We start from the raw sequence: 13,487 nt of genomic DNA on the forward strand, positions 1-13,487 counted from the left end.
CGCCTGCACTCCGCCCTCGACTACCTCCCACCCGAAGAATTCGAGGCCCAGCACCACCGAACCCAGGCGACCACGAACACCGCCTGAAACCACACAAACCGGCCGCTACGAAACTCAGGGCAGTTCAATTGCCAACTATGACCTGTTCAACGAGTACGACCGAGCCGTGGGTGAAGCAGAGTTCCGCAAGAATGTCGCCTACGCCCTCGTGGGTCTGACCGCCGCGCTCAGCTGGCTGGAATCGCCTTGGTGGGCCCTCCTGCTGGTCCTTTCCGTCCGGCTCTACGTTGCCGGGGTGGGCAGCGAGCGATCAGCCAACGACGTCCTCATCCAGGCTGTGGTGGCTGGTCTCGTGCTGCCCGGCGCCTTGAGCGGAGCCGCAGGTGTGCCGGCTGTCCCTGCGAGACGCAGTCAGTAGGTGCGGTCGACTCACCCGGTGATTCGGCTGCGGGTACGCGGGCGATCGATCTGACTCGGTCCTCCCACAGTGTCTTCCGGCCCTCCGCGCAGCAGCGGCGCATCGGGGGAGCGGGGGAGTAGCAGCCCATCAGGTCTCCCGGCTCGCGCGGCCACGACCGATCGCTACCGGCAGTGCGTGTCCGGGGCATGAGGTGCACAGAGAGCGCGCCGTTGTGGTTGCGGGCGGCGGAGAGTGCTGAACCGCCTTCGCGACTATCCGGCCTTCGCTCCAGTCCGGCGGCGCCAGCAGGCTCTCCGCCACCTTGCTCACGCCGGCTACCCGGATGCGGCCCCTCACAGCGCCGGGGTGCCGTGTTGCCCGGACTTGTTGCGCGAGGGACAGCGGGACTTGGTCGGAGAAGGAACTACGGCGGCGCACGGTGCTCGGTCACGCCGGCGCGTAGGTTCGCGAAGCAGTCCCGGGGCGTAGCGCGGTTATGACCAGCTTTGCGCGGCGGCCTCTTTGCCGTAGCGGCACGTGATGGCGCCGGTGGCGCTGCTCAGTTTGGTGGGGATGGGGAGTTGCTGGTGGGGGAGTGGGCGGTGCTGGGCTTGTTGTTGTGCGCGCCGGGTGGTTGTGCCTGGTACGGCGGGTGCGGCAGACCTCACGGTGCATCAGGTGGCGGTCGCCGCCGGGCAATTATCACGGCGTGATAATTCCGTCTACACGGTGGGCCTATTTAACTAACGTGTCGGTGATTGATTCGATCACAGACGTTAGTAAGGTGTCTTCCATGACTTCTCCAGCCTCCGCCAACGACCGCGAGAAGGTCGTCTCCAAACTGCCGGGATGGCTCTGGCAGGACCTCAAGGTCCGAACCGCCCAGCACGGCATCGAGATCCAGTCGGCCGTCGCGCAGGGCCTCTCTGCCTGGACCGCCCTGGCCTCCACCCCCGCCGCGGTCGACACCAAGGGCGCCGATTCCTTCGCGACCTGGCTCCCTCCCGGCCAGTGGGAGGACTTCAAGGCGCTGTGCGCCGACCGCAAGGTCTCCCTCATTCAAGGGCTCGCCCAGGGCGTGCAGTTGTGGCTGGAGAAGAACCCGGCACCCAGCGTGCAGCGCCCGGCCATCCCGCGGCGCTTCATTGTCTGCAACCAGAAAGGCGGCGTCGGCAAAACTGCCATCGCCGCCGGCCTCGGCGAAGGCCTCGCCGAGGACAGCGACCAACTGCACTCCGTCCGGATCTCCAAGCATTTCGCCGCGCTCCTGCAGGACACCGACGACGCCGACGATAACCGCCTGAGTATCGAAGACGTCCCCGGCCTCGGCCTGAACGTCCTGCTCGTCGACTTCGACCCCCAGCGCCACCTCACCAAGCAGCTCGGCCACCAGGAACTCCCCATGGACGGTGACAGCCTGACCAAGCACATGGGAGGCGACGCCAAGGGAGACATCAAGGACCTGATTGTCCCTATCGGCACCGGGGGAGACCGCTTCGGCGGTCGGCTGCACCTGCTGCCCGGATGCCAGGATGGCTTCCTCCTCGACGTCAGTCTCTCCAAGGTCCGCGCCCGCGAAGCTGCCCTCGAGCGCGCCCTTGCCCCCGTCGAGGCCAACTACGACGCCATCATCATCGACTGCCCGCCCAGCCTCGGCCTGAGCATGGACGCGGCCATCTACTACGGGCGCCGCCGCCCGAACGAGGCCCCCGGATCGTCCGGCGCGCTGATCGTCGTCCAGGCCGAGGACAGCTCCGCCGATGCCTACGACCTGCTCACCAACCAGATCGAGGACCTGCGCGGCGACCTCGCCCTGGAACTGGAGTACCTGGGCCTGGTCGTCAACCTCTACGACCCCCGGCGCGGCTACATCGCCACCTCCTCTCTCCAGGCATGGATGGATATAAAGGACCCCCGGGTGGTCGCCGTCGTCGGCGACCTCACCGAACAGCGCAAGGCGGTGCGCCTCAAGCGCCCCCTGCTCGACTACGCCCCCAAGAGCGAGCAGGCCATCGCCATGCGTGCCCTTGCCCGGGAGGTCTGGTGAGCAGGGTCGCCGACGAACTCGGCACAGGAACGTCCTTTGGCAACGCCCGGCCCGTCAGCGCCCGGCGGGCCGCGACTGCCGCGGCCACGGGCACGGCGACTGCCGGTGTACCGGATCCGACAGAGCTGCCGCTCGCGCAGATCAGCCAGAATCCCGACAACCCGCGCGACCATCTGCGTAATCTCGACGACCTCACCAACTCCGTACGTGAGCTGGGCGTCATCAACTCCATCACGGTCTCCCGTGTCGAGGCCTATCTGCGTGAACGGCCTACGCGCGCCAATGAACTGGACGAGGGCGCCCGCTACTTGGTGGTCGACGGCCACCGGCGCCTCGAAGCCGCCCGCCGTGCCGGCCACACCACCATCAAGGTCACCATCAACGACGCGTTGGTGGCCACGGACGAGACCCTCCTCGAGTCCGCGTTCGTCACCAACTTCCACCGTGACGACATGACCGAACTCGAAGAAGCCCACGCCCTTGAGGCACTGGTCAAGCACTACGGAAGCCAGAGCAAGGCATCCAAGCGTCTCGGCATGCCGCAGTCCACAATCTCCTCGAAGCTCTCATTCCTCAAGCTCAGCCCCGAACTGCAGGCCGACCTGGCCAACGGTGAGGTGAAGGTAGAACACGTCCGCAACCTCGGCAAGCTTCCCGCCGAAGAGCAGCGCGCCCAAGCCCAAGCCCGGGCCGAAGCGGAAGAGGCGCGACGCCGCGCCGCGAAGGCCGACAGGAAGCAAGTGACCTCCGGCGCCGAAGCGGAGCAGGAAAATCACGGCGTGATAGACGGCCATGGGGGAGGCGAACCCACCCCAGACACCAAGAGCGCGGCCGCAGAAGACGCCCAGCCCGGGGCGGCGAAGCACACCCAGGCCGTGGTGAAGACAGCCGAAGCGGGAGTGCCCGATCCACGCAAGGCACCTCACTCCGCTGAGGCCGAGGACGGCAGGCACGATGTGCCCTGGGAGGACGAGGTAGCCCTCGGACACATGCTGATTGAGCGAGTGGACCCGGCAGTCCTGAGCAAGCTGATCGGGTTTCTTCTCAACGCACGCAAGAGCCCCGACGCCTAGCGTGCACACCGGCCCGCCCCGCTCCCCCGCCAGACCGGGGGAGCGGGGCGGGCTAGAAGACAGTCCGCTATTGCCCCTCAGACGTCTCCCAGACCGGAGCAGATGCCACGACCTCTAACGCCGGGCCACAAAACCCCAAAACCCCAAAACCACAGCATCTATGGCCATCATGAATATTTTCGAGGTTGTTCGATTCTTCGCTCAGAGCGATCCTAAGGAAACCGAAGGCTATGAGCTTCAGCCGGTTTGTGTGCCTGAGTGTCGGACCGCTAGGAAGATTTCAGTAGTGCACGATTCACTTCAGTGTGTCCTCAGTGGCGCACCGACGATTTCAGTGCCGCAGCCTTCGAGGCAGGAGGCAAGGCAACTGGTCGGCCGTGTCGGGCGTCCTTGAGGCATGACGTCTGTAACGACCTCGGGGGCAATAGTGCGCGGGCTCCCGGCGCCCCGCGGCTCCGCCTCCGGCGTTGTCGTCGGTCGACGACGCTCCGCGTCGCCTCCCTCCTCCGCCTTGGACGCGAAGCCGCATAACGCCGCTCGCTGATCCACGCTCCATTGCCCCCGAGGTCGTAAGCCCCGCGCCGTCCTCAACTCCGCCGCCCTGGTCGCACTGCGGCCACAGAGCCGACCCTGCACCCGACCCGGTCGGCTGTCGCGGCATTCACGTCGGCGCGCACGCCGCGTGTCTGGCCCACCTGCCCGAGGCCGACCGGACCGCCTACCCGGCCACCCTGTCGCCTGGCACCGGCATAGACCACCGCGGCACCCCCTTCACCTCAGACCTGCTGAATCAAGTACTCGACGCCCTGCGCGATCCCACCGGACGCCCTGTCCTTGGCGACGCCGAGTTCGACTGGGCGACGTTCACCGGCGACGCCGGGTTCTACGGAGCGACTCAGAGGCAACGCCGGGTTCATCGGGGCGACTATCAGCGGCAGCGCCCGGTTCGAACTGGTGACTTTCAGCGGCAGCGCCGCGTTCGGCGGGACGACCTTCAGCAGCAGCGCCCGGTTCGACAAGGCGACTTTCATAAGCGGCGCCTCCTTCGACACGGCGATTTTCACCAGCGTCACCCGGTTCGACGAAGCGATTTTCACCGGCAGTGCCCGGTTTCAAAGGGTGCAGTTCGAGAAGGCGCCTCGCTTGGGCCGCTGGTGTGCAGTGAGCGGGTGGTGTTGGACGGTGCGGTGCTCCAGCAGTCGGTGACGGTGGAGATCGCCGCCCGGCAGGTGAGCTGTGTGCGTACACGGTGGGTGTCGACCGCCACGCCGGAACTGCGCTACGCCGACTTGGAGCTGCGTGATGCGATCTTCGAGTACCCGGTGCTGGTCGCCGCCAGACCCGACCCCTCTCCCCGCCCTGAATCAGGTGACCCGCTGTCGGAGGCAGAATTGTCCGGCGAGGAGCCCGGCGTGCGCCTGGTGTCGGTGGCCGGAGCGAATGCCGCGCTTCTGATGCTGCACGACATCGACCTGAGCGGGTGCCGGTTCGCCGGCGCCGTCCATCTCGACCAGCTGAGGGTCGACGGCTGGTGCACCTTCGCCACACCCCCACCGGCTGGAACTTGCGCTCCCCTTGGAGATGGAGCCAGCGCAACACACTGACCGAGGAACACCACTGCGGACACGCACCGCCCGCCACTCCGACCGGGCCGTCGCCTTGGGCCGGACCAGCCCGCCACACGACGCCCTGGAGCTGAAGTTGGCCGCGGTGGCGGCGCTGTACCGGCAACTGCGCAAGTCACTGGAGGACGGCAAGAACGAGCCGGACGCTGACGACGGCGTTGTCAACTTGCTGGAGCCTGCGGTGGGGTGGTCCGGGTCGGGACGTGTCTGGCCGCGGTGGGTCCCTGATTCAGGCGGTCGCGGGCAGGCCGGCGCCGGTGGTGATGTGCCTCTAGGTGGTGAAACGGTGGGTCATCTCGGCTTGGTAGTCAGGGGCGGTGAACCGGTGACGGCGGGGTCGGAAGTGTGGGGAGATCCGGCTGAAGGCGGCGAGGAAGCGTTGCGCTGAGCCGACGGAGCGGAAGCCCTTCATGGCGCGTTCTCCTTGCCGGGTCGGCTGGTGGGAGTTCTCCGCCCGGTTGTTCAATCCCTTATGCGCGCGGTGCTCGACCGACGGCAGCATCTTCCGCAGGGCGGCCCCGTAACTACGGAGCTTGTCGGTGACCACCACCCGGGGCACCGACCCGGTGCCTTTGAGGAGTTTGCGGAAGAAACGCCTGGCCGCAGCCTTGTCCCGACGGTCGGTCACCAGAATATCCAGCACGTTGCCGTCGGCGTCGACGGCCCGCCACAGGTACTGGATCTTCCCGTTAATCTTGATGAACACCTCGTCAAGATGCCATTTATCGCCCGGCCGCGGCCGGCGTCGGCGCAGGGCGGCCGCGTAGGCAGGGCCGAACTTCCGCGCCCACTGACGGACCGTCTCGTACGACACGACGACGCCACGTTCCAACATCATCTCCTCCACCTCACGGAAACTGAGCGGAAAGCGGTAGTACAGCCATACGCAGTGCGCGATGATCTCCGGCGGGTAGCGGAAACCCTTGTACGAGGGGGTCTCCACGAACGGCCCTTCTCCGACGGCGACGACCAACCCGATGATCATGCCAACCAGACCGCCTTCAGCCAAGTTGACAACGCCCTTGAAGGGGTCTCAAGAATCGAGAACGGCGGCGACGGCCTCGATCTCGACGAGTTGGTCGTTGTAACCGAGCACGGTGACGCCCATCAAGGTGCTGGGGACGTCATGGTCGACGAACGAGTCCCGGACTACCCGCCAGGCGGCCACCAGGTCCTCCTGGCGGGTCGATGCGACGAGAACCCGTGTGGTGATGACGTCCTGGAGTGACGCACCTGAGGCAGTAAGAGCAGCCTGCATGTTCTCGATCGCTTTCGCTGCCTGGCCCGCGTAGTCCCCGATCGCTGCCGTGGAACCGTCATCGTTCAGCGGGCATGACCCGGCGAGGAAGATCAGGCGTGACTCGGCGGGCGCCGTGGCCGCGTAGGCGTACTCGGCGACGTCGGACAGGGAGGCGGAGCGGATCAAAGTAATGGCACGAGCCACGGTCGTGGGGGCCTTTCTCCTCGGGTGCTGAGCGCAGACATCCTGCCAGCACCCCAGCGGCTCCCGCCTTCCCTTTTATCGCCGCCCCCAGGGCAACGCCATCATTTCTGCTCGATATTCATGAACCGCATGATCACCAACTGACTCCGGAACCAGTCGACAAACGCTGTTCCTAGAGATCGACGAAGCGACATCGAGTTGCTCGGCGAGATCCAGGTAGGCGTCAAGGTCGCTGCGATCTGGATCGAGCGGATCGTAGATTGCCGTCAGCCGCGGGTGCTCGAAGATCTCATCAGCCATGTGCGCGAAGGTATGGCTGATGGGCGGTCAAGAGTCGCTCAATTTCGCGGCGATTGGCTCCTCGCAGCCACCGGCAAAGCAGCCGCCCCCGCTGAGGCCCAGCTTTGGGAACTGCTGCCAACAAGGTGGCAAGCGACAGGCTCTCGAGGGGGCGGTACGCCGCGTCACTTACGCTCTCACCCCGCTGGGTCTCTCCCTCAACGGGGCGCTGAGTCCCCTCGGCGCCTGGGGCAGAAAGCACATCCTCGGCGGGCGGACCGCACACGACGAAGTACCCGACTCCCTGCACTGAGGGGTCCTTGGCAGGCATGCGAGAGATTCCCACTGGCCAGTACCCTGCCGGCCGCATCATGCTGATGATCTCCGGCTAAGAAAATCTTGCCGGCGCCAGGCGAGCACGTACACCGACAGCAGCCCCGTCACAGGGTCGCTGACGGTGTCGTTTCGTACGAGCCGACCAGCCGCGCCAGCTGCCGGCCCGCCGCCCTCAGAGGCTCTTCGTTACGGTTGACCTGGGCCGTCACTTCGGCGCCTTCCAGGGTGCTGATGATCGTGGTCGCCAGGTCGTGGGCGTCCTCGGCGTGGAAGCCTGAGCGCAGCAGCTTGTCGTAGACCAGCTGCTCCCAGCGGCTGAGCGCGGCCGCGCACACTCGTTGGATCTCGGAATCGGTGCCGAGCGTCTCCAGTGCCGCCGCGGTGATCGGGCAGCCGTCGGTCCAGCCGGAATCGTGCAGCGCCTCGGCGAGCTGCACGGCGCAGGCCTGCACGGCCGCGCCGGGGTTCTCCTCGCTGTCCAGGGCCGAACCGAGCAGGACCGCGAACTCCTCGTCGCCGTACTGGAGTGCGGCGACCGCGACGGCCTCCTTGCCGCCCGGGAAGAAGTGGTAGACCGAACCGAGGGTGGCCTGCGCCTCCCTGGCGATCTGCTTGATGCCGGTGCCGACATAGCCCTGCCGCTGTACGAGGCGCGCGGCGGCGACGACGATCCGTTCCCGGGTGTTGGTCTGGCTCATGAGCACACCCTATTGGTTAGAACGTTCGTTTTGGTGGTGTGGTAGCTTCCGCCCCACGCTCTGGATAGAGCGTTCGTTCTAGTCACGCCGCACAGGCGATCGCGGAGGAATTCACCATGCGCAGTAAGCAGCCGGTCACGAAGCAGCCGGTCACCGTCATCGGCCTCGGCCTCATGGGACAGGCGATGGTCGACGCCTTCCTGGACAAGGGCCACGAAGTCACCGTCTGGAACCGCACCGCGTCCCGCGCGGACGCTCTCGTCGAACGCGGGGCCCGGTTGGCCGGCAGTATCGAGGAGGCACTTGCGGCCAACGAGCTGGTGATCCTCAGCCTGACCGACTACGACGCGATGTACGCCGTACTGCGGCCGGTGGCGTCTGCGCTGTCCGGCCGCGTGGTGGTCGACCTCAGCTCGGACACCCCCGACAAGACGCGGGCGGGCGCGCGGTGGGTCGCCGAGCGCGGCGGAGTGCATCTCACCGGCGGGGTCACCGTGCCGCCGTCGGGCATCGGGCTGCCCGAGTCGTCGACCTTCTACAGCGGCCCGCGCGCGTCGTTCGACGCGCACCGGCCCACCCTGGAAGCCCTCACGGGCGCGGACTTCCGTGGCGAGGACCCCGGGCTGGCCGCACTCTTCTACCAGATCGGCATGATCATGTTCTGGACGTCGATGCTCAGCTACTGGCAGGCCGTTGCCCTCGCCGAGGCCAACGGCCTGACCGCAGCCGACATCCTGCCGCACGCCACCGAGACCATGACGTCCATGCCGGGCTTCCTGTCCTTCTATGCGGCGCGCATCGACGCAGGCGAGCACGGCGGCGACGTCGACCGCCTGGCCATGGGCATGGCGAGCGTCGAGCACGTGCTGCACAGCAACGCCGACGCGGGCGTCGACACCGCCCTACCGGCCGCCGTGGCCGACCTGTTCCGCCGCGGGATGGACGCCGGGCACGCGAGCGACAGCTTCTCCAGCCTGGTGGAACTGATGAAGAAGCCGACGGTCTAGAAGCACTACCGGGCCGGTATCGCGGCTAGAGGCGTACTGCCGATCACCACCCGCTTCCGGATCCACGGCGACCGGATGCGGGGGGCAAGGTCTTCCGGGGCCCGCTTTCCCGGTTCTGCGTTCCGTCGTGTCAACGTCAGTCGTACGAGCCGGGTCGGGGGCGTGGCCCGACCCGGCAGAGGAGTACGCCATGCCGAAGAACCAGTCCACTGCCGCGCAGACCGCCCGCAGGGAAACCCAGAGCGGGGGCAAGTACACCGAGGCTCTGCGCCGTGCGACGACCTGCGCCGCACCGGGCGCACCGCACGTCCTGCGGTTCCTGGCTGAGCGCTCGCGGCGGGGCGTTGTCAACTTGCTGGAGCCTGTGGTGGCGTGATCGGGATCGGGACGTGTCCGGCCGTTGCGAGGTCCCTGGGTCAGGCGGCCGTGGGCAAGCCGGCGCCGGTGGTGAGGCGTCTCCAGGTGGTGAAGCGGACCGTCATCTCGGCTCGGTAGTCGGGGGCGGTGAGGAGATGCCTGCGGGGTCGAAAGTGCGGGGAGATGGAGCTGAAGGCGCCGAGGAAGCGTTGGGCTGAGCCTACGGAGCGGAAGCCTCTCCTGGTGCGTTCGCGTTGCCGCGTGGGCTGGTGCGAGTTTTCCGCCCGGTTGTTCAATCCCTTGTGCGAGCGGTGTTCGACCGAGGGCATCACCTCCCGGAGGGCGGCTCCGTAACTACGGAGTTCGTCGGTGACCACCACCCGCGGCACCGACCCGGTGCCCTGCAGCAGTTTCCTGAAGAAACGCCTGGCCGCGGCCTTGTCCCGACGGCCGGTCACGAGAATGTCCAGGACGTTGCCGTCGGTGTCGACGGCCCGCCACAGGTACTTCAGCTCACCGTTGATCTTGAGGAACACCTCGTCCAGACGCTTCGAGTTCGGCGATGAGGGTGGGCAGGACGAGCGGCCGTGTTCGACGGTGTCGGTTGTCATTCGCATCGCCATGCCGTCGCCGGGCCGACCGACGGGAGCGGGCTTCGGGTACCTCGACAACGGCCGAGGGGCGGCAGTGGGCGTGCGCGTACCGCACGTGCGCGACACGGCCCGTGGCCCGCTCAAGACCCGCGATCCGTACGACGACGTTGGCTGGCTCGTCCGGGGAGATCCTGTTCTCGCAGGCCAGGCAGATCGCGTTGTTGAGGGTGACCGCGCCGGCCTTGGCGACGCCGTCCGGCCCGAGTGCGGAACGCACGTCGGCGCTCATACGGATATCGGTCATTTGTCGCTCCCGGAGAAAGGGCCGCCTGTGCTCGTACCAGCACAGCGGATCCGCCCCCGGCGGGTGGGCACTTGGCGGTTTTGGTTATGCGCCGAGGCGTGCATCTCCTCGATGGTCACCGACCGGGGCGGAAGCGGGATCCCCACGCGAAGGCCAAGTCCTTCAGCAGGACGTCCTCCAGCTCGCCCTCCCAGATGCCGTCCAGGAGGAGCGGGGCACTCTCCAGGCGCTCGCAGATCACCAGACTCTCGGGCTGAGCACTGCCGAGCCGCCGCCAAGACCTCTTTGGCATTGAGCGTCGGGTGCGCCCGTATGGGGGTGGGCCTCGCCGTCGTGTCGCGGGGGAGCCGGTCTGCCATCGCGACAGCGCCCACAGGGCTGCGACGGCGAGGGTGACGATGGCCGGCAGGGCCGCCGGGGTGGGGGAGGCCGTTCTCTCGCGGTGGCCACGCAGGTGGTCCCGCTCATTGCGGGGGTGTCCGTGGCGGCCGCGCCGGTGTCGGCGGTGTATGCGTGCAGGGGGCCGGTGCCGCCGTGGAGGTGTGGCAGCCGGTGGCAGCACTGGCCGGGGCGCCGTGCATGAGGAACAGGCCGGACAGGACAGCGCGCAACACGAACCACTTGGCCATGTGCGGCCGGTGCGTGCGGGCGCCCTTCACGGTTGACGATATACCCCCACCGGTTCCCCGGCGGTCCGGCCCCGCCCCGGGGCCTGTCGTCGTAACGGCGTGTTCGCCGCAGGTTCAGGAATGCGCATCCCGCGGGCCGCTATTTCGTCTTTGCGAAAGGGCGATAGGGGGGTAATAGGGAGAAGAGAAGGGGGCGGGTGGAATTCATTGCTGCGATAGTGTCGCGGCCCAAGTCGAGTCAATTCACTGAGAGAGTGTGTAACTCATGGGTCGTTCACCGCAGTCATTTGAATTCCCCGCCTGGCCGCAGTACGGGGACGAGGAGCGGACGGCTCTGAACCGTGCCCTCGACCAGGGGCAGTGGTGGCGTATCGGGGGTAGTGAGGTCGACACCTTCGAGGAGGAGTTCGCCGAGTACCACGGTGCCCCGTACGCGCTTGCGGTGACCAACGGGACGCATGCGCTGGAGCTTGCCCTTCAGGTGCTCGGGGTCGGTCCCGGCTCTGAGGTCATCGTTCCTGCGTTCACCTTCATTTCGTCTTCGCAGGCCGCCCAGCGGCTGGGCGCGGTGGCCGTTCCGGTGGACGTCGACCCGGAGACGTACTGCATCGATCCGGCCGCCGTCGCCGCTGCGATAGGTCCCAGGACCCAGGCCATCATGCCGGTCCATATGGCGGGCCAGATCGCCGACATGGATGTGCTGGAGAAGCTGTCCGCCGACTCCGGCGTGGCGATCCTGCAGGACGCAGCGCATGCCCATGGCGGGCAGTGGCAGGGGAAGAAGGTCGGTGAACTCGGGTCCGTGGCCGCGTTCAGCTTCCAGAACGGCAAGCTGATGACCGCGGGCGAGGGCGGCGCGGTGACCTTCCCGACTCGTGAGCTGTACGACAGCGCGTTCCTGCGGCACAGCTGCGGGCGGCCCCCGACGGACCGCAAGTACTTCCACAACACCTCGGGCTCCAACTTCCGGATGAACGAGTTCACCGCGTCGGTCCTGCGTGCCCAACTGGGGCGGCTGGCCGGTCAGATCGATACCCGTGAGGAACGCTGGCCGCTGCTGGCGAGCCTGCTCGCCGAGATCCCCGGCGTCGTACCGCAGCGCCGGGACGAGCGCAACGACCGTAATCCGCACTACATGGCCATGTTCCGGGTCCCCGAGCTCGGCGAGGAGCGGCGCAACGCCCTCGTGGACACTCTGATCGAGCGTAAGTTCCCGGCCTTCGTCGGCTTCCGCGCCATTTACCGCAGCGATGGCTTCTGGGAGACCTGCGCTCCGGAGGAGTCCGTGGAGGAGATCGCCCGCCGCTGCCCGAACTCCGAGGCGCTTACGACCTCGGGGGCAATAGTGCGCGGGCTCCCGGCGTCCTGCGACTCCGCCTCCGGCGTTGTCGTCGGTCGACGACGCTCTGCGTCGCCTCCCTCCTCCGCCTTGGATGCGAAGCCGCATGACGCCGCTCGCTGATCCACGCTCTATTGCCCCCGAGGTCGTTAGCCGGGATTCGGTCTGGCTGCACCACCGGACGTTGCTGGGCACCGAGCAGCAGATGCACGACATCGCGGCTGTCATTGCCGAGAGCGTGGCCGGGGCATGAACGGGCCTGTCCGTGTCGTGGTGGTCGGGCTGGGGTGGGCGGGCCGGGAGATCTGGCTGCCGCGGCTGATCGAGCACCCGGCCTTCGAGGTCACGGCTGTGGTGGATCCGGCGGCCGACCCCGCACTTCTGGGGGTCCCGCTGCTCGGCGATATCGCGGCGATCACGTCTGAAACCGTTGACCTCGCGGTTGTCGCCGTGCCGAACCATCTGCACGCCGATATCGCCGAGAAGCTGCTGGCCCGGGGCATTCCCGTGTTCCTGGAGAAGCCCGTGTGCCTTACGTCTGCGGAGGCCGATCGGCTCGCCGTGGCGGAGCGCACCGGGGGTGCGGTACTGCTGGCCGGCAGCGCGGCCCGGTACCGGACCGATGTCCGCGCGCTGTACGAGCGGACGGCGGCGGTGGGGCGGATCCGGCACATCGACGTGTCCTGGGTGCGGGCGCGCGGCGTTCCGGACTCGGGCGGCTGGTTCACGCAGGCGCGGCTTGCGGGTGGCGGGGCGCTGGTGGACCTCGGGTGGCATCTGCTGGACAGCGTTGCGCCGATTCTGGGGCTGGTTGGCATTACGCAGGTGGTCGGCACGGTGTGCGACGACTTTGTCAACTCTGCTGGTGAGCGGGCTGGTTGGCGCGACGACTCGCCGGTGCCGGGCAGTGGTGCGGCGGGTGGGGACGTTGAGGACACCGTCCGAGGCTTCCTGGTTACGGAGGATGGTGTCTCGGTTGCGTTGCGCGCGAGTTGGGCCTCGCACGAGGCGCGCGACGTCACGCTGAGCAAGGTTGAGGGCAGTGCGGGTGTGGCCTCGTTGCGCTGCACGTTCGGGTTCAGCCCGAACCGCGAGGGCGGGTCCGACCTGACGTTCACCAGTGCCGGTGAGACCACGCTGGTGCCGCTTGCGGCGGAGCGGATCGGGGCGGAGCGGATTGGGGCGGAGTACGACCGGCAGCTCGATGAACTGCCCGCGTTGCTGGGTGACTCAGCCTCGATCCACCGCGTAGTGGTCGGGCTGTGGATGGAGAAATCAGAAGAGGTGCCCGCTGGCCTGGGATGATGGGAGTTCTTACGCTTCCATCAGACCCGAGCAAGAGGGCACCTGGTAAGT

General features: G+C 67.4%; 14 protein-coding genes and 2 pseudogenes. 9 read left to right on the forward strand and 7 right to left on the reverse strand.

Annotated features, from left to right (window positions below; genetic code table 11):
- The 5 genes from QMK30_RS37200 to QMK30_RS37220 all read left to right on the forward strand — a co-directional run.
- Positions 1-418 (forward strand): hypothetical protein (locus QMK30_RS37200; protein WP_283522770.1); only part of this gene is annotated, 418 nt, incomplete at its 5' end.
- Between the two features lie 775 nt (positions 419-1,193).
- On the forward strand, positions 1,194-2,447 hold the full coding sequence (locus QMK30_RS37205; RefSeq protein ID WP_283522771.1) for a ParA family protein: 1,254 nt from the start codon (positions 1,194-1,196) through the stop codon (positions 2,445-2,447).
- Complete coding sequence (locus QMK30_RS37210) at positions 2,444-3,520, forward strand: ParB/RepB/Spo0J family partition protein (protein WP_283522772.1); 1,077 nt, start codon at positions 2,444-2,446, stop codon at positions 3,518-3,520. Before QMK30_RS37205 ends, QMK30_RS37210 begins: the two co-directional genes overlap by 4 nt.
- Before the next feature lie 954 nt (positions 3,521-4,474).
- Positions 4,475-4,726: a pentapeptide repeat-containing protein gene (locus QMK30_RS39025; protein WP_502963305.1), complete on the forward strand. Its 252-nt coding sequence runs from the start codon at positions 4,475-4,477 to the stop codon at positions 4,724-4,726.
- Positions 4,690-5,124 carry a hypothetical protein gene (locus tag QMK30_RS37220; protein WP_283522774.1) on the forward strand — a complete coding sequence of 145 codons (435 nt, stop codon included), beginning with the start codon at positions 4,690-4,692 and terminating at the stop codon, positions 5,122-5,124. Before QMK30_RS39025 ends, QMK30_RS37220 begins: the two co-directional genes overlap by 37 nt.
- Positions 5,125-5,416: 292 nt before the next feature.
- Here the strand turns inward: QMK30_RS37220 and QMK30_RS37225 are convergent, their stop codons facing one another.
- The 4 genes and pseudogenes from QMK30_RS37225 to QMK30_RS37240 form a co-directional block, all read right to left on the reverse strand.
- On the reverse strand, positions 5,417-6,130 hold the full coding sequence (locus QMK30_RS37225) for an IS6 family transposase (RefSeq protein ID WP_502963306.1): 714 nt from the start codon (positions 6,128-6,130) through the stop codon (positions 5,417-5,419).
- 48 nt (positions 6,131-6,178) lie between these two features.
- Entirely contained in the window at positions 6,179-6,589 is a 411-nt protein-coding gene (locus QMK30_RS37230; RefSeq protein ID WP_283522775.1) for a RidA family protein, read from the reverse strand.
- 198 nt (positions 6,590-6,787) lie between these two features.
- Positions 6,788-6,889 (reverse strand): annotated as a pseudogene (locus tag QMK30_RS37235) (SAM-dependent methyltransferase); the annotation flags it as partial.
- A gap of 419 nt (positions 6,890-7,308) precedes the next feature.
- Positions 7,309-7,902, reverse strand: coding sequence for a TetR/AcrR family transcriptional regulator (locus tag QMK30_RS37240; RefSeq protein WP_283522776.1), 594 nt, complete (start codon positions 7,900-7,902; stop codon positions 7,309-7,311).
- A 116-nt stretch (positions 7,903-8,018) separates the two neighbouring features.
- Between QMK30_RS37240 and QMK30_RS37245 the strand changes: the two genes are divergently transcribed.
- The gene (locus tag QMK30_RS37245; protein ID WP_283522777.1) at positions 8,019-8,909 is read left to right on the forward strand and encodes an NAD(P)-dependent oxidoreductase; all 891 of its coding nucleotides are present in this window, start codon (positions 8,019-8,021) and stop codon (positions 8,907-8,909) included.
- A 190-nt stretch (positions 8,910-9,099) separates the two neighbouring features.
- On the forward strand, positions 9,100-9,285 hold the full coding sequence (locus QMK30_RS37250; protein ID WP_283522778.1) for a hypothetical protein: 186 nt from the start codon (positions 9,100-9,102) through the stop codon (positions 9,283-9,285).
- Between the two features lie 40 nt (positions 9,286-9,325).
- Here QMK30_RS37250 and QMK30_RS37255 read toward each other — a convergent pair.
- The 3 genes and pseudogenes from QMK30_RS37255 to QMK30_RS37265 all read right to left on the reverse strand — a co-directional run.
- Positions 9,326-9,814: pseudogene (locus tag QMK30_RS37255) on the reverse strand (IS6 family transposase); the annotation flags it as partial.
- Positions 9,780-10,163: a hypothetical protein gene (locus tag QMK30_RS37260; protein ID WP_283522779.1), complete on the reverse strand. Its 384-nt coding sequence runs from the start codon at positions 10,161-10,163 to the stop codon at positions 9,780-9,782. The pseudogene QMK30_RS37255 and the gene QMK30_RS37260, both read right to left, overlap by 35 nt.
- Before the next feature lie 115 nt (positions 10,164-10,278).
- Complete coding sequence (locus QMK30_RS37265) at positions 10,279-10,455, reverse strand: hypothetical protein (RefSeq protein WP_283522780.1); 177 nt, start codon at positions 10,453-10,455, stop codon at positions 10,279-10,281.
- A gap of 602 nt (positions 10,456-11,057) precedes the next feature.
- On the opposite strand from QMK30_RS37265, the gene QMK30_RS37270 reads away from it, so the two are divergent.
- Positions 11,058-12,254: a DegT/DnrJ/EryC1/StrS family aminotransferase gene (locus QMK30_RS37270; protein ID WP_283522781.1), complete on the forward strand. Its 1,197-nt coding sequence runs from the start codon at positions 11,058-11,060 to the stop codon at positions 12,252-12,254.
- 126 nt (positions 12,255-12,380) lie between these two features.
- Positions 12,381-13,436, forward strand: a complete 1,056-nt coding sequence (locus QMK30_RS37275) for a Gfo/Idh/MocA family protein (RefSeq protein ID WP_283522782.1) — start codon at positions 12,381-12,383, stop codon at positions 13,434-13,436.
- Positions 13,437-13,487: the final 51 nt, after the last annotated feature.

It is taken from the genome of Streptomyces sp. H27-C3, assembly GCF_030063415.1.
GTDB lineage: Bacteria > Actinomycetota > Actinomycetes > Streptomycetales > Streptomycetaceae > Streptomyces.

What these genes read in the sequence shown, in the direction of transcription:
- QMK30_RS37275 (WP_283522782.1), top strand. Translation starts at nt 12,381, where the DNA reads ATGAACGGGCCTGTCCGTGTCGTGGTGGTCGGGCTGGGGTGGGCGGGC.
- QMK30_RS37260 (WP_283522779.1), bottom strand. Translation starts at nt 10,163, where the DNA reads ATGACCGATATCCGTATGAGCGCCGACGTGCGTTCCGCACTCGGGCCG.
- QMK30_RS37240 (WP_283522776.1), bottom strand. Translation starts at nt 7,902, where the DNA reads ATGAGCCAGACCAACACCCGGGAACGGATCGTCGTCGCCGCCGCGCGC.
- QMK30_RS37245 (WP_283522777.1), top strand. Translation starts at nt 8,019, where the DNA reads ATGCGCAGTAAGCAGCCGGTCACGAAGCAGCCGGTCACCGTCATCGGC.
- QMK30_RS37205 (WP_283522771.1), top strand. Translation starts at nt 1,194, where the DNA reads ATGACTTCTCCAGCCTCCGCCAACGACCGCGAGAAGGTCGTCTCCAAA.
- QMK30_RS37225 (WP_502963306.1), bottom strand. Translation starts at nt 6,130, where the DNA reads ATGATCATCGGGTTGGTCGTCGCCGTCGGAGAAGGGCCGTTCGTGGAG.
- QMK30_RS37250 (WP_283522778.1), top strand. Translation starts at nt 9,100, where the DNA reads ATGCCGAAGAACCAGTCCACTGCCGCGCAGACCGCCCGCAGGGAAACC.
- QMK30_RS37265 (WP_283522780.1), bottom strand. Translation starts at nt 10,455, where the DNA reads ATGCCAAAGAGGTCTTGGCGGCGGCTCGGCAGTGCTCAGCCCGAGAGT.
- QMK30_RS37270 (WP_283522781.1), top strand. Translation starts at nt 11,058, where the DNA reads ATGGGTCGTTCACCGCAGTCATTTGAATTCCCCGCCTGGCCGCAGTAC.